Here is a 19,779-nt window from a genome sequence, read left to right as displayed (position 1 = left end):
TGGGGGATGTATGGATCACCGTTTACTCGAAATCATTGCTTGCCCAGTATGTCACGGTAAGCTCAGTTACGATAAAGAAAATTTTGAACTGATTTGCAAAATTGACCGCCTCGCTTTTCCTTTCCGTGATGGTATTCCTGTGCTGCTGGAACATGAAGCACGTGTTCTGCCAACAGAGGAAAAAAGATAATTAATGTTTACTGTCATTATTCCCGCGCGTTTTGCTTCATCTCGCTTACCCGGAAAGCCATTGGCCGATATCCATGGAAAACCGATGATTGTGCGGGTCATGGAACGAGTCATCCGTTCTGGTGCCCATCGCGTAATTGTAGCCACAGATAATCAGGCTGTTTTTGATGCAGTTGCCGCTGAAGGTGGTGAAGTCTGCATGACAAGTGAAAATCATCATTCAGGTACAGAACGTTTGGCGGAGGTCATCGACAAATACCAATTTGCCGATGATGAAATTATCGTGAATGTTCAGGGTGATGAACCACTTATTCCCGAACAAATCATCAAACAGGTTGCTGATAATCTGGCAGGGAGTGATGCTGGTATGGCAACACTTGCTGTACAAATCCAGGATACAGAAGAAGCATTCAATCCCAATGTGGTAAAAGTCGTCATGGATGCGCAAGGTTATGCGCTCTATTTTTCACGTGCCACGATCCCGTGGGAACGTGATCGTTTTGTGCACTCCAAAGAGACTATCGGGGATAATTTCCTGCGCCATATCGGGATCTATGCCTACAGAGCCGGATTTATTCGTCGCTACGTACAATGGGTGCCGAGTCCACTGGAAAATATCGAAATGCTCGAACAATTACGAGTACTTTGGTACGGGGAAAAAATTCATGTGGCGAAAGCACTGCAAGCACCGGGCGCGGGTGTAGATACACCGGAAGATCTGGATGCAGCCAGAAAAGCTTTTGCAGTACTTTGAGTATAAAGAGTTTTGAATGCGATGGTTTTTGAATAGTAGATCTTTTGAAAACCAGCGGAATTCGGAGCACAAGAAACACAATTAGGCGACTTTGAACCGCCTAATTGGATTGGGTGTTATTAAACAGAATGAGCAACATCCAATGCGTGAGCAAAATCACGGAGCCCTAAGCCTGACTCTTCCAAAGAATCAGCAATAATTTCGCCCGGATGCGGTGGATTAAACATTTTCATCAGTGATAATCTTCATAATTCACGATATACGCATCGCCATTGATAAATTCAGCAGCATAGTGATATTGCTAGTGGTTTTCTACCGCGAGTTTTCTAATTTTTCGCTCTCTCTGTCTGTACTGGAAGGCTTGATTGCCTGCCAAATTTTCCCCAGTGTTTCATACCAGGCTCGCTCCGTATGGGAAAAATAATAGGACGATGGAATGTATTTTTCCCAGCCATATAATGGAGTTGTGACTGCCAGTTGATTTGCCGGACCGGGAATAGGGTGCATACCATGTTGTTCGAAAAATTTCAGAGAACGTTTCATATGATTTGCGGAAGTGACGAGGATAAAAGGTTGCTGCTTAACGACCTTTTCAACCTCGGTCGCTTCTTCCTCTGTATCCAGTGGTTTTTTTAATGCTATCGTGTCTTCTACAGGAACTCCCAAAGATTGTGCTACCATAGCAGAGATTTCTGCACTGCTGATTGAGTTAACACCTTTACCTCCGGTAAAAATCATTTTTGCGCCAGGATTAAGCCGATATAACCGAATACCTTCGGTCACTCTGGGCAGGCTATTACTAATAAGATTGGCACTGGGTGCCCATTCCGGGTTATAAGTGAAGCCACCACCAAGAACAACAATATATTTTACCGATGGTATATGTTTGGTATCAGGTTCGTAGCGTTGGATATATTTCCCTTCAACAGGAAGTAACAACCTGTCAGCAACGGGTTGTAAGCTCAATAAAAGTAGCGCAAGCCAGCTCAGTGACAGAATAACTTTCCCCGTTTTTTGCCAGCGGGTAAACCACAATAAGAGCAAAGCAGCCAAAGAGATAAGAATGATTAAAGGTAGCGGCATTAATAGCGCACCAACGTATTTTTTAAGCAGGAATAACATCAATTGACCTATGGTTTGGTTGAATTATCACCGCACAGAGGTAGATTCAGGGCTAAAAGTAGTGAATTTACTGATTACTGTGCCAAAATAACAATAGTAAAAAAATAGCAATAGACAGCATAAATATTCAATAGATATATCAAACTTAGTTGATAAGTGAGGCAGTTTTTCATGCGGGATCGCAATTTCGATGATATTGCAGACAAATTTTCGCGTAATATTTACGGCACAACCAAAGGTAAAATCAGACAGGCCGTTGTCTGGCAGGATATCAAAGAATTGCTGAACCATTTACCTCAACAACCACTGCGTATTTTGGATGCAGGGGGCGGTGAAGGGAATATGGCTTGCCAATTAGCTGAATTAGGCCATCAGGTAATATTATGTGACCTCTCTGAAGAAATGATCCAACGGGCAAAAAGTAATGCAGAAGAACGTGGCGTTCTTCATCAGATGCAATTTATCCAAAGCCCGGTACAGGAAATTCACCGACATATTGAACAGTTCGTTGATTTAATTCTGTTCCATGCGGTATTGGAATGGATCACCGATCAAAAAGATGCGATAGAAATATTGGGAGATATAATAACGCCCGGTGGTGCACTCTCATTAATGTTTTATAATGCTAATGGGTTAGTTATGCGTAATGCCATTTTGGGTAATTTTCATTTGGCAACGCCAAATATTCAGCGTCGCCGTAAGCGTTCTTTATCGCCACATAATCCATTAGTGCCCGAACAGGTATATCAATGGCTCGTTGAACTCAATATGGAAATAACCGGAAAAACAGGAGTCAGGGTTTTTCACGACTATCTGCAAAGTCGCCAATTGCAAAATACAGATTTTCCAGCGCTGCTAGAACTTGAACAACGTTATTGCAGACAAGAGCCCTATATCAGCCTTGGGCGCTATATTCATGTGATGGCACGCAAGCCTACCTTAAAGAGCGAATTATGAGTGAATATTCCCAGACTGTTCCTGAACTTGTGTCCTGGGCCAGAAAGAATGATTTTTCCATTTCGTTGCCACCAGAGCGGTTGGCTTTTTTTGATGGCAATTGCTGTATTGAATAGTGAACGTCTTGATGGCGAAATGAGTGAAGGAGAGCTGGTTGATGCTTTCCGGGAGGTTTGTAAAGGTTTTGAACAAACTGCGGAAGCTGTTGCGGTTAGGGCGAACAATGCCATTAACGATATGGTACGCCAAAAGCTGCTTAGCCGTTTTACCAGTGAATTAGCTGAGGGTAGTGCTATCTATCGCCTGACCCCATTAGGGATTGGCATTAGTGATTATTATATTCGTCAGCGTGAATTCTCTACGTTGCGTCTTTCCATGCAGCTTTCCATCGTTGCCAATGAACTGCATCGTGCAGCTGAGGCTGCTGAAGAAGGTGGTGATGAATTTCATTGGCATCGCAATGTGTTTGCGCCACTTAAATATTCAGTAGCTGAAATATTTGACAGTATTGATATGTCTCAGCGCATCATGGATGAGCAACAAGACAGCGTAAAAGCAGATATTGCGGCGTTGCTTAATCAGGATTGGCAGGTAGCTATCGCCAACTGTGAGCAGCTACTGTCTGAAACCTCTGGAACCCTGAGAGAACTTCAGGACACACTGGAGGCGGCCGGTGATAAACTACAGGCTAATCTACTGCGGATCCAGGATGCCAATATGGTACATGGTGGCTCTGAACAGGTGGATAAACTTACTTTTGATCTGCAAAACAAACTCGACCGTATTATTAGCTGGGGGCAGCAGGCTATTGACCTTTGGATCGGTTACGACCGCCATGTTCACAAATTTATTCGAACTGCTATTGATATGGATAAAAACCGCATTTTTGCCCAGCGTCTTCGCCAATCTATCCAACACTATTTTGATAACCCATGGGTACTGACTGTCGCGAATGCAGAGCGTTTGCTGGATATGCGTGATGACGAGCTGACATTGCATAATGAAGAAGTCATGGGTGAATTGCCACCAGAGATGGAATACGAAGAGTTTAGTGAAATCAATGAGCAACTGGCGGAAATGGTGGAACAGGCACTGGCAATTTACCAACAGGCCAAACTTCCATTGGATTTAGGTGCGGTATTGCGTGACTACCTTGCTCAACATCCCCGCAAGCGTCATTTTGATGTGGCACGTATTCTGGTGGATCAGGCGGTACGGTTGGGCGTTGCAGAAGCGGATTTCTCTGGGTTGCCAGCGGAATGGTTAGCGATTAATGATTACGGAGCCAAGGTGCAGGCACATGTCATCGACACATATTGAACAATTTATGCCAGTTAAACTGGCTCAGGCATTATCCAACACACTTTTTCCAGAATTAGACAGCCAGCTTCGTTCGGGTCGGCATATTGGAATGGATAATCTTGATAATCATGCTTTTTTGATGGATTTTCAGGAAGAGTTGGAAACATTTTACTCACGTTATAACGTCGAGTTAATTCGTGCACCAGAAGGTTTTTTCTACTTACGTCCGCGTTCAAATACGCTGATTTCCCGCTCTGTTTTGTCTGAGTTGGACATGATGGTGGGTAAGATCCTGTGCTATCTCTATCTCAGCCCGGAGCGCTTGTCCAATCAGGGCATATTTACTTACCAGGAGCTTTATGAAGAGCTGTTGTCACTGGCAGATGAAAACAAACTGATGAAATTGGTTAACCAACGTTCAACTGGCTCTGATTTGGATAAACAAAAACTACAGGAAAAAGTACGTACTTCCTTAAACCGTTTGCGTCGTTTGGGAATGGTCTATTTCCTGCAAAATGACAGTAATAAATTTACGATCACCGAAGCTGTATTTCGTTTCGGTGCAGATGTACGTAGCGGTGATGATCCACGTGAAGCCCAGTTACGGATGATCCGCGATGGAGAGGCGATGTCGGTGGAAAGTAGTTTATCGCGAGAAGGTAATGAACACGAAGAAGCATCGGTGCATTCAGCAGAAGGTGCGGAGGATAAGCAGTCATGATTGAACGCGGTAAATTTCGCTCACTGACACTTGTTAACTGGAACGGCTTTTTTGCCAGAACGTTTGATCTTGACGAACTGGTAACCACGTTATCGGGTGGTAATGGTGCGGGTAAATCCACGACGATGGCAGCATTTGTCACGGCTCTGATCCCTGACCTGACGCTACTGCATTTCCGTAATACCACGGAGGCAGGCGCAACCAGTGGTTCCCGTGATAAGGGCTTGCACGGAAAACTGCGTGCAGGAGTTTGTTATTCTACACTGGATGTTGTTAATTCCCGTCATCAGCGGATTATTGCCGGTGTACGTTTGCAGCAGGTTGCCGGACGAGACCGAAAAGTTGATATCAAGCCCTTTATGATCCAGGGCGTCCCTGCATCAATACAGCCGACACAGTTATTAACCGAAAACATCAGCGAACGTCAGGCACGGGTTCTGCCATTAAATGAACTGAAAGAGCGCCTTGATGAGATGGATGGCGTCCAATTCAAACAGTTCAACTCCATCGCTGACTACCATGCCTTGATGTTTGATTTAGGCGTGATCCCGAAGCGTTTACGCTCTGCCAGTGATCGCAGCAAGTTTTACCGTCTGATTGAAGCATCGCTGTATGGCGGGATTTCCAGTGCCATTACCCGTTCATTGCGTGATTATTTATTGCCAGAAAATAGTGGTGTCAGAAAAGCATTTCAGGATATGGAAGCCGCTTTGCGTGAAAACCGTATTACGCTGGAAGCAATTCGTGTCACTCAATATGACCGCGACTTATTTAAGCATCTTATCACTGAAGCGACGGCGTATGTTTCCGCTGATTACATGCGTCATGCTAACGAGCGCCGCATCCATTTAGATGAAGCACTGGCTTTACGTAGTGAATTGTTTGGGGGCCGTCGTCAACTAGTGACGGAACAGTATCGTCATGTTGAGATGGCGCGGGAACTTGCTGAACAGAGTGACGCATCTTCTGATTTGGAGATGGATTATCAGGCGGCCAGTGATCATCTGAATCTGGTTCAAACAGCCATGCGTCAGCAGGAGAAAATTGACCGTTACCAGTCGGATGTTGAAGAGCTGACTTATCGACTGGAAGAGCAAACTGAAGTCGTTGAAGAAGCGAAAGAATTGCAGGCGGAATATGAGGCGGTGTCTGAGGCGGCTGAACAGGAAGTTGACGAATTGAAAAGCCAGCTTGCTGATTATCAGCAGGCATTAGATGTACAACAAACCCGCGCAATTCAATACCAGCAGGCATTGCAAGCGTTGGAACGTGCCCGTGAGTTTTGCCAGCTTCCTGAATTGTCGATAGAAAATGCAGAAAAATGGCAAGAAACCTATCAGGCTAAAGAACAGCAGGCAACAGAAGCTCTGTTGTCATTGGAACAAAAGCTGAGTGTGGCCGATGCCGCCCATAGCCAGTTCGAGCAAGCTTACCAGCTGGTGAAAAGTATTGTTGGTGAAGTCAGCCGAAGCGAAGCATGGCAAAGTGCTCGCGAAGTACTGCGTGAATGGTCATCTCAGCGTCATTTGGCTGATCGTATTCAACCATTGCGTATTCAACTGGCTGAACTGGAACAACGGTTGAACAGCCAGCAAAACGCAGAGCGCTTGCTGGAAGAATTTTGTAAACGCCATCATCAGCAATATCAGGCGGAAGATCTGCAAGCATTGCAGGATGAATTAGAAGCTCAGCTGGAAGAATTAAGCCAGAGTACGCATGAAAGCGGTGAGCACCGTATGCAGATGCGCCAAGAACTTGAGCAGCTCAGGCAGAAAATTCAAGAATTGACATCACGTGCCCCTGTTTGGCTGGCTGCGCAGGAAATGCTGAACCAACTTAGTGAGCAGAGTGGTGAAACGTTCGAAAGTGGCAATGATGTTACGGAATATATGCAGCAGTTGCTGGAACAAGAGCGTGAAATCACTGTTGAACGTGACGATGTGGCGACACAGAAACGTGAACTTGAAAAACAGATCGAGCGCCTGAGCCAGCCGAGTGGTGCAGAAGATAGCCGATTGCTGGCACTGGCGGAGCGTTTTGGCGGAGTTCTGCTCTCAGAGATTTACGATGACATTACCATTGACGATGCACCTTATTTCTCTGCGTTGTATGGCCCTGCACGTCATGCGATTGTTGTACCAGATCTCTCGCTGGTACGCCCACATCTGGAAGCGTTGGAAGATTGCCCGGAAGATCTCTATCTGATCGAGGGTGATCCACAATCATTCGATGACAGCGTATTCCATTTTGAAGAGCAGGAAAATGCAGTTCTGGTGAAATCTTCCGATCGCCAGTGGCGCTATTCCCGTTATCCTGAAATGCCACTTTTCGGGCGGGCGGCAAGAGAAAACCGTCTGGAAGCTCTCAGCCTGGAGCGTGATAGTCTGGCAGAGCGTTACGCGACGCTTTCATTTGATGTACAGAAAATCCAACGCGCACATCAGGCTTTCAGCCGTTTTGTTGGTAAACACTTATCCGTAGCGTTTGATAACGATCCGGAAGTTGAAATCCGTAGCCTGAACCAGCGCCGTACAGAGCTGGAACGAGAATGGTCACAGTTTGAGATCCAGACTCAACAACATCAACAAAGACAGTCTCAGGTAAAAGAGAGTTTGTCTGCACTGAATCGGTTGATTCCACAAGTCACAATTTTGTTGGATGAAACACTGATTGACCGTGTAGAAACCGTGCGTGAAGAAATGAGTGAAGCACAAGATGCGGCACGTTTCTTACAACAGCATGGTAGTGCGCTGAGTAAACTTGAGCCATTGGTTTCCGTTTTACAAAGTGATCCCCAACAACATGAACAGTTACAGCAGGATTATGAGACGGCTAAGCACAGTCAAATCAAAGCTAAACAACAGGCTTTTGCTCTGACTGAAGTGGTGCAACGTCGTGCACATTTCAGTTACAGCGACTCGGCGGGAATGCTCAGTGAAAATAGTGACCTGAATGACAAATTGCGTCAGCGTCTTGAACATGCGGAATCTGATCGCCGCCGTGCCCGTGAACAATTGCGTCAGCAGCAATCGCAATGTGTCCAGTTTAGTCAGGTATTGGCCTCACTGAAAAGTTCTTATGACACTAAACGGGATATGTTGCAGGAACTTGAGCAAGAGATGAAAGAGATCGGTGTTCAGGCTGATGCCAATGCAGAAAGTCGCGCCCGTGAACGTCGTGATCAGCTCCATACTGCCGTACAAACTAATCGTTCCCGAATTAACCAGCTTGAGAAACAAATTGCATTCTGTGAGGCCGAAATAGAAAACCTCCAGAAAAAGCTGCGTAAATCTGAACGTGATTATTATCTGAAGCGTGAGCAGGTGGTTGCTTCTAAAGCTGGCTGGTGTGCTGTGATGCGGATGGTGAAAGACAATGGAGTTGAACGTCGTCTCCATCGTCGTGAACTGGCTTATATGGATGGCGATGCGTTACGTTCAATGTCAGATAAGGCGTTGGGAGCGCTGCGTCTTGCGGTAGCGGATAATGAGCATTTGCGTGATGCATTGCGATTGTCTGAAGATCCGAAACGTCCTGAACGTAAGATTCAGTTCTTTGTCGCTGTGTATCAACATCTGCGTGAGAGAATTCGTCAGGATATTATTCGTACCGATGATCCAGTTGATGCCATTGAACAGATGGAAATTGAACTGGCTCGCTTAACAGAAGAATTGACAGCACGTGAGCAAAAATTAGCAATTAGCTCTAAAAGTGTAGCCAATATCATCCGTAAAACTATTCAGCGTGAGCAGAACCGTATTCGTATGTTGAACCAGGGGTTGCAAACTGTTGCATTTGGTCAGGTGGGTGGTGTGCGCCTGAATGTGAATGTACGTGAAAGCCACTCTGTTTTACTGGACGTGCTTTCTGAGCAGCAGGAGCAGCACCAGGATCTGTTTAACAGCCAGCGTCTGACTTTTTCGGAAGCAATGGCCAAACTTTATCAGCGCTTGAATCCGCAAATCGATATGGGGCAACGTTTACCACAAACGATTGGTGAAGAACTACTGGATTATCGTAATTACCTTGAATTAGAAGTCGAGGTAAACCGTGGCTCGGATGGTTGGCTGAAAGCGGAAAGTGGGGCACTTTCCACAGGTGAAGCGATTGGTACGGGGATGTCAATTCTGGTTATGGTTGTACAGAGTTGGGAAGAAGAATCCCGTCGTCTGCGTGGTAAAGATATCTCTCCATGTCGTTTGCTGTTCCTTGATGAAGCGGCCCGTTTGGATGCGAAATCAATTGCGACACTGTTTGAATTATGTGAACGCCTGCACATGCAGTTAATTATCGCAGCGCCAGAAAATATCAGCCCAGAGAAAGGAACAACTTATAAACTGGTGCGTAAAATTTTCAATAACCAGGAACATGTGCATGTTGTTGGATTACGAGGTTTTGGGCAGGAAGTACCTGCTATTGAACAGCGGCAAGAGCAAGCTCAAGCGATATTCTGAAGATAATTTATTCTAAATTAATAAGTTAAAGCCGTCATTCAATTAAATGACGGCTTTTTAATTTATAAAGATAATAATAACGTTTTGAAATATGTGCATGAAGTTTCATTTTATTGAAATAAGAGTGCTTATCATTCCATGCTATCAGGCATCCAAGGTAATAAGAAGGAAAAATGATGCGCAAGGTGATGTTGGCATTTAGTGTAATTGCGCTTGCTGTTGGTTTAAACGGTACAGCTCAGGCAAAAATACAAATGCCAGAACAAATCAGTTCAGGGGGCACGGCGGTAGAACTTTCTCAACGTCAGGCAGTGCATTGGGTCTCCGTAGAGCAAATTGAAAAAAGTTTGCAAAATCAGCCGCTAATGGCCGTCGGGTTTGATATTGATGATCCTGGTAAGAATAATAAAATTAGCTGGATGAGAGATCATAAACTGAAAATTTATTATGGGGATGCAGATGCCGATATTGCTGCTGTCCGTGAATTGAATATTCGTGGTATTCGTATTCTGAGAGCATCCAATTCTTCTTATCAGCCTTTACCTAAAGCAGGAAAATTTGGAGAAGAGGTGGTGATTAACTCAGAATATTAATATGAAAGTTTATTATATTTATTTCTTATTAAAGGCATTTCAAGTGCCTTTTCTTTTTTAGGATTAACATAATCTGACTTATTATAGTAAAAATTTTCTTTTGACTCATGTAATTGGATATAATTGAAAAGCTTCCTGTCTTAATAAGTAATTATGTATATAATTACTATTATTTTCTTTTGATAAAATAGCTCTGCCGATAATTAGAATAAGTCATTGGATAGCCAGATATACCCAGTAAATCTCATGTACAGTGCTAAGGCTGATGAATGCAGCCGACAAAGTTGTCTCTATGAAAAAGAGGGGTATACATAAAAATCGAGGTGAACTCTTATGGCAAACAACACGGTAAGATTACTGAAATTTTATTTTATTTATAGCATATTAGTGGTATCAGAAGGAACCTTTGCAAGTCAACAAAATGGATTGATAGCAAATGATGTCCAGCAATTTTCAGGGAAACAAAAAAAAGCAGATATCAACATAACCTCTACTCAGATAGCTTCTGTATTTTCAACAAGTTCTCTTGAAGAAAGTAAGAAACAATTACAGAACTTATTGCCGAGAAAAATAACTTTTGTTTTCTCTGAACAATTAGCCAGATTATATTCGGTAAATAACATGAAGCCGTTATGGAGGGATAAAAATGCTATACAGTATTTTGAACGGCAATTATTTGATTTATCGTTAGCTGGATTTCAGCCCCAATTTGGGCAATGGCTTGTGCAACTTAATTCTCCTGAATTAAGTGATATGGGACGAGATATTATTCTATCTGATGCTATGCTAGGTTATCTTCATTTCATTAATAATATTCATAATAAAGGAGATTTATGGTTATATGGCAAAACACCTTATAAAATTGATTTACCTTCTTCTGATTCAATTGAGAAGTGGCAAAAGCATATTTCTAGTAATAGCCTTAGTGATTATATTTCGGGATTGTCTCCTAATCATTCTATGTATGAAAATATGCGCAGTGAGATGCTAAAACAATTATCGGATAAACAGCCATGGTCTGAATTTTCGATGAAAGAAACGTTAAGACCGGGACAAAGTAGTAAAAGTATTATCGCATTAAGAAATATATTGATTCGAGCTGGTACTTTGGAATCATCGGCAGTCAGGCCCGAAAATAAGGTCTACAATAAAGAGTTAGTTGCTGCTGTAAAACGTTTTCAATCTTTACATGGATTATCCGCTGATGGTGTTATTGGGCAATCTACAAGAGTATGGTTAAATACTACGCCACAAACCCGTGCCAGAATTATGGCCTTGAATATGCAGCGGTTACGTATCATTCCTGACAATCTTCCCACCGCGATTTTGGTGAATATTCCGAATTACTCGTTATTTTATTATCTGGATGGTGAGAAAGTCTTAACTTCTAAAGTCGTTGTTGGACGTCCAAGCCGAAAGACACCGATTATGAGCAGTGAGATGAATAATGTGGTAATCAACCCTCCCTGGACTGTTCCTGTCAGTATGACCCGCAAAGATATAGCGCCAAGAGCTATGCGTGATCCTAATTATTTTCGTAGCCGTGGTTATACTGTTTTTTCCAGTTGGCATAGTGATGCTACAGTTATCAATCCATCATCAATTAATTGGCGAGTGATAACACCCGGCAATTTCCCTTATCGGATACGGCAAGCTCCAGGCCCAACTAACTCATTAGGGCGGTTTAAATTTAATATGCCAAATTCAGAAGCGATATATTTGCATGATACGCCAAATCAGGCTCTATTCAATCGAGAAATGAGAGCGGTTAGTTCAGGTTGTGTGCGTGTTAACAAAGCACCTGAATTGGCCAATATGCTATTGGGAGATGCGGGTTGGGATAAAAGTCGTGTGAGTAATTCTTTAAAAACGTGGACAACAAGGTATGTGAATATACCGAAAAAAATCCCAGTATTCCTTTATTATCAGACAGCGTGGGTCGATGAAAAAGGAAAGCCTCAATATCGGGCAGATATTTATAAATATGATAATAATGCCAGAAAAAAATCTGAACTGGTGTCCCAAATTTTGGCAATCAAAAGCGATACTTTGTCACCATAGTTTTTATTAAATCATGAATGAAAAAATTAATAATCGCATCTAAGCAGTGAGGGCAAGGAATTTATATCCTCACTGCTATTTTTTCTGCCACTCATTTTATATCCTTTCCGATTGTTTTTCTTTTATTTATAACGTAATTATCTTGATCCGATCAAATGATATTTTTCATTAATTCAACATAAATATTTAAATTTCGTTTAATATAAATCGTGATATGTAAAGCAGATCACAAATATTAACTGGTAAACTTACAGTAATATACAAAAATAATAGAAACTACTTTTTGTCTGTTGCTGTATTGTTAATTTATTAAATATAATTGTTAATATATTTTTGAAATTATCCATATACCTCTATAGATTTCAAGGTACAGTCAGTAAAGAATAAAGTTATATCTTGAAAGACACAATAGGGGATAAATCATAGAATAGCAGGGCATAATACATGAATAATATTGATCATAACCGCCGTAAGTGGCTCGGCGTAAGTATGGTTGCATTGGGGTTAGGTTTTTTACCTCAACATGCATTAGCTACATTGACAACTCCACGCCCCAGAAACCTGCGTATAGATAATCTCCATACCGGAGAAACCATTAAAGCCGAATTTTTTGACGGTCGTCATTATAATAAGTCCGAACTTACCCGCCTTAATTATTTATTCCGTGATTATCGCCAAAATGAAATCAAAACAATTGATCCGAAGTTATTTGACCAGATTTACTTATTACAAATGATGATGGGAATAAATAAATCTGTTCAGTTGATATCGGGCTATCGTTCATTAAAAACTAATAATATGTTGCGCCATAAAAGCTCTGGCGTGGCAAAACATAGTTATCATACCCGTGGTCAGGCAATGGATTTTCATATCAATGGGGTGGAGCTGACACATATTTGTAAGGCGGCATTGAAGATGAGAGCAGGTGGTGTAGGGTTCTATCCAAAAAGTAATTTTATTCATATTGATACAGGCCCGGTCAGGACGTGGTAATCTTATTATATTCTTTCATTTTTCAAGTTGCTTTACTGTCCGTTATGCTACAGCTTGAAAATTTATTAGGTATATTAATAATTTGTCCTGATTGTGGAGTTAAGCAATACAATGAAATACCACATTATGCCTGTCACCGCTGCGATGCAGAATTGTACGTTGATCTGGTGCGAGGAAACTCTGGAGGCTGCAATTGTTGATCCCGGTGGTGAAGCTGAAAAACTGATATCTGAAATAGAACGTCGGGGGTTAAAGTTAACCCAAATTTTACTGACACATGGTCACTTTGATCATGTTGGTGCAACTGTTGATATTGCCACTCATTTTAATGTGCCGGTTCATGGGCCGCATAAAGACGACGCTTATTGGATAGAAGCATTAGAGGTTCAGTGTCAGATGTTTGGTGTCAAAGAATGCCCATCCTTTACCCCTGAACGTTGGCTGGATGAAGGAGATACATTACAAATTGGCAATATCCAGCTCTCTGTTTTGCATTGTCCGGGGCACACACCAGGACATATCATCTTTGCCAACCATACTGAGAAATTAATCTCAATGGGGGATGTACTGTTTAAAGGCAGTATCGGGCGCACGGATTTTCCGGGCGGAAATTATGATGAGTTGATCCAATCTATCAAAGAAAAAGTGTTACCTTTGGGAGATGATTATCAATTCATTCCCGGACATGGGCCAATGTCAACATTGGGCCATGAGCGAAAAAACAACCCTTTTTTGTAAAGCTGAGCGATAACCTTTCAGACTCAGAGGATCTTGAGGTAAAAAATAATAAAGCCGCTAAACAAGCGGCTTTATTATCAGGATGCTTTATATACCATGAAAGTTAAAGTACAGCAACGATAGCTTCACACAGAGGAACCATGTTCTCCAGTGTTAAGCCTGCTACGTTAATACGACCAGAGCTGACCGCATAAACGGCGTATTCTTCACGCAGGCGCTCAACTTGTTCTTTAGTCAGACCACTAAATGAGAACATACCATTTTGAGCAATGATGAAACTGAAATCTTGTTTTGCCCCTTTTTCCTGCAAAGTGTTTACAAACAACTGGCGCATACGCTGAATACGTTCGCGCATTGTTGCCAATTCCTGAACCCATTCTGCTTTCAGTTCTTCGTTGGATAGAATGGTTGTTACTACAGATGCACCATGCGCTGGTGGGTTAGAGTAGTTGGTACGAACAATAGATTTCGCCTGACTGAATGCTTTTTCTGCGGTGTCACTATCTGCTGCAACGATGGTGCAAGCACCTACACGCTCATTGTACAGGCCGAAGTTTTTGGAGTAAGAGCTGGCAACGAGCAGTTCATGGTGATTTTTGGCAAAAATGCGCAGACCTTCAGCGTCTTCATCCAGACCTTTGGCAAAGCCCTGATAAGCGAAATCGAATACAGGCAACCAGCCATTTGCCGCAGATAAATCTGCCAGTTTCTGCCACTGTTCAGCAGTTGGATCAATACCGGTTGGGTTATGGCAGCAGCCATGCAACAGAACAACATCACCTGCCTGTGCTTCAGACAGACTTGCCAGCATACCTTCGAAATCCAGTGTGTGTTTTTTTGCATCGTAATAGTTGTATTCGCGGATCTCTAAACCTGCGCTGGCGAAAACACCTTTATGGTTTGGCCAGGTCGGGTTGCTGATCCAAACACGTTTGGCATTGGTTTGTTTAGCAATAAAATCAGCGGCAATACGCAGTGCACCTGTTCCGCCTGGGCTTTGTACAGTACGGGCGCGATTTTCAGTAACGATGGCGCTGGTGTTGCCGAAGAGCAGTTCTTGAGTTACACGACCAAATTCCGGTAATCCGCTAATTGCCAGATAATTTTTAGTGGTTTCATTTTCCAGCAGGAATTTTTCTGCTTTTTTAACGGTGGTCAGAACAGGGGTTTTACCGGTTTCATCTTTGTAGACACCAATACCCAGGTTGATTTTATTTTCGCGGGGATCTGCTTTAAAACTATCCGCTAAACCAAGAATGGGGTCGGCAGGCGCTGCTGTGATTTTCTCAAACATTTTTTCAATTCCAAAATTTGGAGAGTTAAGCCCAAAATAACTTATACGTTGCTCAGGGTAACCTTAAGGAACTCATTTGCCAACCACTTGTAGTAAAAAGAATAAAATCTTGTGAAGTAGTTTACGGAGTGAAGAAAATCGTTAATAAAAACAGTGGAATAAAATACAAAAAGCAGCGCCGGAGCGCTGCTTTTCTGAGATAAATATGTTTGACTTTTCGCTAAACAGTTTATCAGCAAGTGATTAGAACTGATAAGTCAGGCCAACACCGAATACGTTGCGAGCGTTTGCATTGCCACCTTTGTTTTTGTCCAGCAGGTTGATTTTGTAATCAACATAAGTAGACAGGTTTTTGTTAAAGTAGTAGTAAGTACCTACAGAAACGTATTTAATCAAGTCTGCGTTGTAATGTTTTTTGTCTTCACCCAGCTCTTTACCTTTAGATTGGACATAAGCCAGAGATGGTTTCAAACCGAAGTCGCTGAACAGATATTGTGCAACCAATTCGACATTTTGAGTCTTATTAGCAGTACCTTTGTATGCTACGCCACCAATTTTTGCTGAACCAGAGGTCATATTACGGGTTTCGCCGTACATTGCTGCCAGATATACATTGTTAGCATCGTATTTAGCACCAATGTTCCATGCTTCAGCACGTTTGCCGTGAGCATAGCCAGTATTCCATTGGTTATTTGCGCGAGTAGAGTTAGCGTAAGAACTACCAACAGTGAGACCGTCAACTATGTTATAAGTAACAGCTAGACCGTAACCATCACCGTTTGCTTTATCATCATTGCGTTTGTTTTTAGTACGAGTGCTGTTTTGACCCTGATATTGCAGAGCAAAGTTCAGACCATCAACCAGACCAAAGAAGTCAGTGTTACGGTAGGTCAGCAGGCTAGTAGCACGGCCAGTCATATAGTTATCAGTCTTAGCCATGGAGTCACCACCAAAAACTGGCAGTACGTCAGTCCATGCGTTAATGTCGTAGTTTACGCCATAGTTACGACCGTAATCCAGTGAACCGTAGTTAGCGAATTTCAAACCAGCGAAAGCCAGACGAGTAGCAGTTTCTTGATTACCTTCTTCAGTGTGAGCTTTCAGGTTGTATTCCCAACGACCGAAACCAGTCAGTTGATCAGTGATCTGAGTTTCGCCTTTGATGCCGATACGAGCGTAAGAAGCATCACCATCTTCACCGCTTCTTTTATCAGATAACTGATGACGCACATCTACTTTACCGTACAGATCCAGTTTGTTACCGTCTTTGTTGAAAATTTCGGCTGCGTTTGCTGTACCAGCAACCAGCAAAGTTGGAATTACCACTGCAAGAATATTGCGCTTCATTATTATTACCCTCATTGGTGTTATTCAGACATCTGTTACTGCCAGAAACAGAACAATAAAGTTTTTGGAACTATTTATGGGTATCAAGTGTCTTATTAATCTGCGCTCAGTGTTCCATTGGTTATAGGTTTTATCCACCTTCAAAATGCTACAAAAGCACAAAATTAGTAACAAAATGAAAATAGATATTTCAAATTGTAAATGTCAAGGAACTTTTTTTGCGCTGTTTACGCCATAGAGTGAAAAAAGCCAGCAAATGCTGGCTTTTCTTAGGATTAAATTTTGCTCATTTATTAATCTGATTCATTAGAAACTTGCGTTTCTTGGTGTCCGTGGGAATGGGATAACATCGCGTACATTTGATACACCAGTAACATAAGCCACCAGACGTTCAAATCCCAGACCGAAACCAGAATGAGGAACGGTGCCATAACGGCGCAGATCACGATACCACCAGTAATCTTCTTTATTCAGTTCCATTTCTTCCATGCGTTTATCCAGCATGTCCAGACGCTCTTCACGTTGGGAACCACCAATAATTTCACCAATGCCCGGCGCCAGAACATCCATTGCAGCAACAGTTTTGCCATCTTCATTCATGCGCATGTAAAAGGCTTTGATGTCTTTCGGATAGTTTTTCATGATAACTGGCGCACCAAAGTGCTTCTCTGCCAGATAGCGTTCATGTTCAGATGCCAAATCAACACCCCAGTAAACAGGGTTTTCGAATTGATGACCACAGTTTTCCAGAATTTCAATGGCATCAGTGTAATCCAACTGAACAAAGTCTGAGTCAACAAATTTTTCCAGTCGGGTAATGACTTCGCTGTCAACACGTTCTGCAAAGAACGCCAGATCATCAGCACGTTCTGCCAACGCTGCCTTGAAGACATATTTCAGCATTTCTTCAGCAAGTTTGGCGATATCGTTCAGATCGGCAAAAGCGACTTCTGGCTCAAGCATCCAGAACTCAGCCAGATGGCGGCTGGTATTGGAGTTTTCAGCACGGAAAGTCGGCCCGAAGGTGTAGACTTTACTCAATGCACAGGCATAGGCTTCACCGTTCAGCTGACCAGATACTGTCAGGAAGGCTTCACGTCCAAAGAAATCTTTACTGAAATCAACGTCACCTTTATCCGTCAGTGGCAGGTTTTGCAGATCCAAAGTGGAAACGCGGAACATTTCACCCGCACCTTCGGTATCTGAAGCAGTGATCAAGGGAGAAGATACCCAAAAGAAACCTTTCTCATGATAGAAACGATGCAGAGCTTGTGCCAGAGTGTGACGAACACGAGCAACTGCGCCAATCAGGTTGGTACGTGGGCGGAGGTGGGCCACTTCACGCAGATATTCAATGCTGTGGCGTTTCGCCGCCATTGGATATGTATCAGGATCTTCCACCATACCAACAACAACTATTTTGGTTGCTTGCAGTTCGAAACTCTGGCCTTTACCTTGTGATTCTACTACTGTGCCAGTCACTTCCACAGAGCAGCCAGTAGTCAGATTCAGAACTTCATCCTGGTAATTAGGTAAATTATTATTAACGACGGCCTGTAATGGATTAAAGCAGGAACCGTCATGGACGGCCAGGAATGAGATACCAGCTTTAGAATCTCTCCTTGTACGTACCCAGCCGCGGACGGTGACTTCGTTGCCAACCGGAACACGGCCTTGCAGTACATCGACTACAGGCGCTACGCTCATAAATTTCTCTCTTCTTTATATATAATAGTGAAATAGTTAATTAGATTTATTGTAAATAGTGTCAAACGACACTATGGCTCCTTATCTTACTTGTCATCTCACAGGAAACAAGCAGAAATTAAGGGGATTAACGGGGAAATAAAGAGAAAAGTTATTTTTCTTCCCGGCATAACCGGAATGTGTCAGGTTATACCGGAAACAATCAGTAGAAACCATACCGGAAACTACACGGCTTTTTTCATTTCCGGTATATCAAACGCTCTGCGTAATCTGTTGACAAATTCAACATCTTCACAAATGGTTTTGCCGGGGCTGTCAGATAGCTTAGCCACTGGTTTACCATTGCATTCAACAAGTTTAATCACAATATTCAGCGGTTTTATGCCCGGAATATTACAGGTCAACCGTGTGCCAATGCCAAACATGACATTGATTCGCTTGTAAAAATGTTGATAGAGAGCCAGTGATTTTTGCAGATCCAGACTGTCCGAAAAGACCAACGTTTTGGTCAGTGGATCGATACCCAGAGATTGATAGTGTGCAATCGCTTTTTCACCCCATTCGATTGGGTCACCGGAGTCATGGCGCAGGCCGATATAAGCAGTAGCGAGGGATTTATCAAAATCCCGCAGGAATGCATCCATCGTAATGCAATCGGTCAGGGCAATGCCTAACTGCTCTGGATATTCATTCAACCAAGTCTGTAATGCTGCCCGCTGGCTGTTGGCAAGTTCAGGGCTGATTTGTTGATGTGCTTGAAACCACTCATGAGCTTGTGTGCCGAGAGGTGCCAGATCCAGCTGTTGTGCCAGTTGGTAGTTACTGGTGCCAATCAGATAAGGGAAGCTCTCTTTCAGCTCCTTGACGATGGCATACTGCACTTCATATGAAAAACGGCGACGAGTGCCGAAATCCATCAATTTGAAACCGGACAAATCGATATTTTCTGCTGTAGCGTCTTGATGGAACAGCTCGATTAATTTTCTGAGCTGACTGACAGCCACTTCTGGTTTTATTTCAGGAGAACGGTGACGGTGAACCAGTTCACTAATTAAGGCAAGCAGTGGGACTTCCCATAGAATAACGTCACGCCATAAACCTGAAATTCTGATAGCTAACTGTCCCTTATCAGTAACAGAAACGTCGACCTGTTCTGAGTTAAAACGAAAAGTTTTGAACCAGTCCAGATAATCTTGTTTAAAGAACGGTAAACTGGAAAGATATTCAGCTTCGCGTTCTGTCAGGGCTAAATCAGCCATCATATTAATTTGATGACGTAATTCCTCGGCATATTCACCGAGTAGCTCATCACCACGACAACGAAATTCTGCAACAACAGGAATATCGTTGTAATGGTGGTACACTGCTTGCTGCATATGAAATTTATAAGCATCAGTGTCAAGCAGTGATTTGATAATCGGGGTAGCGTCTAAAGTCATGGCGCGTCAAGCATCCTCGCGGAGCATTTGTGTCTGCTAAATCGATAAAGTCGGAAGAGTATACCGCGATTATTTTGTTATTAAAGCCACATAATCACATATATTTTT

At 42.8% G+C, this 19,779-nt stretch carries 14 protein-coding genes and 2 pseudogenes; 10 read left to right on the top strand and 6 right to left on the bottom strand.

Features of this window, described 5'->3' with window-relative positions:
• Positions 1-10 precede the first annotated feature (10 nt).
• Together BDD26_RS18080 and kdsB are read left to right on the top strand one after the other, a co-directional pair.
• A complete protein-coding gene (locus BDD26_RS18080) occupies positions 11-190 on the top strand; it encodes a Trm112 family protein (RefSeq protein WP_038269284.1) in 180 nt (59 codons plus the stop codon).
• A gap of 3 nt (positions 191-193) precedes the next feature.
• Positions 194-943 carry a 3-deoxy-manno-octulosonate cytidylyltransferase gene (kdsB, locus tag BDD26_RS18075; protein ID WP_115827340.1) on the top strand — a complete coding sequence of 250 codons (750 nt, stop codon included), beginning with the start codon at positions 194-196 and terminating at the stop codon, positions 941-943.
• A 125-nt stretch (positions 944-1,068) separates the two neighbouring features.
• Here the strand turns inward: kdsB and BDD26_RS18070 are convergent.
• A pseudogene (locus BDD26_RS18070) lies at positions 1,069-1,176 on the bottom strand (HigA family addiction module antitoxin); the annotation flags it as partial.
• Between the two features lie 79 nt (positions 1,177-1,255).
• Positions 1,256-2,065, bottom strand: coding sequence for an envelope biogenesis factor ElyC (gene elyC, locus BDD26_RS18065; RefSeq protein WP_038269286.1), 810 nt, complete (start codon positions 2,063-2,065; stop codon positions 1,256-1,258).
• 171 nt (positions 2,066-2,236) lie between these two features.
• Between elyC and cmoM the strand changes: the two genes are divergently transcribed.
• The 8 genes and pseudogenes from cmoM to BDD26_RS18020 all read left to right on the top strand — a co-directional run bounded on the left by cmoM (position 2,237) and on the right by BDD26_RS18020 (position 13,884).
• The gene (cmoM, locus tag BDD26_RS18060; protein WP_115827339.1) at positions 2,237-3,022 is read left to right on the top strand and encodes a tRNA uridine 5-oxyacetic acid(34) methyltransferase CmoM; all 786 of its coding nucleotides are present in this window, start codon (positions 2,237-2,239) and stop codon (positions 3,020-3,022) included.
• Positions 3,019-4,342 (top strand): annotated as a pseudogene (mukF, locus tag BDD26_RS18050) (chromosome partition protein MukF). Before cmoM ends, mukF begins: the two are co-directional and overlap by 4 nt.
• Positions 4,323-5,045 carry a chromosome partition protein MukE gene (gene mukE, locus BDD26_RS18045; RefSeq protein ID WP_038269289.1) on the top strand — a complete coding sequence of 241 codons (723 nt, stop codon included), beginning with the start codon at positions 4,323-4,325 and terminating at the stop codon, positions 5,043-5,045. Before mukF ends, mukE begins: the two are co-directional and overlap by 20 nt.
• The gene (gene mukB / locus BDD26_RS18040; RefSeq protein WP_115827336.1) at positions 5,042-9,499 is read left to right on the top strand and encodes a chromosome partition protein MukB; all 4,458 of its coding nucleotides are present in this window, start codon (positions 5,042-5,044) and stop codon (positions 9,497-9,499) included. Before mukE ends, mukB begins: the two co-directional genes overlap by 4 nt.
• A 176-nt stretch (positions 9,500-9,675) precedes the next feature.
• Positions 9,676-10,092 (top strand): hypothetical protein, encoded by a 417-nt coding sequence (locus BDD26_RS18035; protein WP_115827335.1) that lies wholly within the window; start codon positions 9,676-9,678, stop codon positions 10,090-10,092.
• 333 nt (positions 10,093-10,425) lie between these two features.
• The gene (gene ldtD / locus BDD26_RS18030; protein WP_115827334.1) at positions 10,426-12,153 is read left to right on the top strand and encodes a L,D-transpeptidase; all 1,728 of its coding nucleotides are present in this window, start codon (positions 10,426-10,428) and stop codon (positions 12,151-12,153) included.
• A gap of 444 nt (positions 12,154-12,597) precedes the next feature.
• Positions 12,598-13,146 carry a peptidoglycan L,D-endopeptidase MepK gene (gene mepK / locus BDD26_RS18025; protein ID WP_038269294.1) on the top strand — a complete coding sequence of 183 codons (549 nt, stop codon included), beginning with the start codon at positions 12,598-12,600 and terminating at the stop codon, positions 13,144-13,146.
• 111 nt (positions 13,147-13,257) lie between these two features.
• A complete protein-coding gene (locus tag BDD26_RS18020; RefSeq protein ID WP_115827333.1) occupies positions 13,258-13,884 on the top strand; it encodes an MBL fold metallo-hydrolase in 627 nt (208 codons plus the stop codon).
• Positions 13,885-13,987: 103 nt separating this feature from the next.
• Here the strand turns inward: BDD26_RS18020 and BDD26_RS18015 are convergent, their stop codons facing one another.
• The 4 genes from BDD26_RS18015 to pncB form a co-directional block, all read right to left on the bottom strand.
• On the bottom strand, positions 13,988-15,178 hold the full coding sequence (locus BDD26_RS18015) for an amino acid aminotransferase (protein WP_038269296.1): 1,191 nt from the start codon (positions 15,176-15,178) through the stop codon (positions 13,988-13,990).
• A gap of 243 nt (positions 15,179-15,421) precedes the next feature.
• Positions 15,422-16,525 carry a porin gene (locus tag BDD26_RS18010; RefSeq protein WP_038269298.1) on the bottom strand — a complete coding sequence of 368 codons (1,104 nt, stop codon included), beginning with the start codon at positions 16,523-16,525 and terminating at the stop codon, positions 15,422-15,424.
• A 306-nt stretch (positions 16,526-16,831) separates the two neighbouring features.
• Positions 16,832-18,232: an asparagine--tRNA ligase gene (gene asnS, locus BDD26_RS18005; protein WP_115827332.1), complete on the bottom strand. Its 1,401-nt coding sequence runs from the start codon at positions 18,230-18,232 to the stop codon at positions 16,832-16,834.
• A gap of 224 nt (positions 18,233-18,456) precedes the next feature.
• Positions 18,457-19,671 (bottom strand): nicotinate phosphoribosyltransferase, encoded by a 1,215-nt coding sequence (pncB, locus tag BDD26_RS18000; protein ID WP_115827331.1) that lies wholly within the window; start codon positions 19,669-19,671, stop codon positions 18,457-18,459.
• Positions 19,672-19,779 lie beyond the last annotated feature (108 nt).

It is taken from the genome of Xenorhabdus cabanillasii (assembly GCF_003386665.1).
Lineage (GTDB): Bacteria > Pseudomonadota > Gammaproteobacteria > Enterobacterales > Enterobacteriaceae > Xenorhabdus > Xenorhabdus cabanillasii.
Note: the sequence above shows the minus strand (reverse complement) of the source record. Positions and strands in the feature narration are given on the sequence as shown.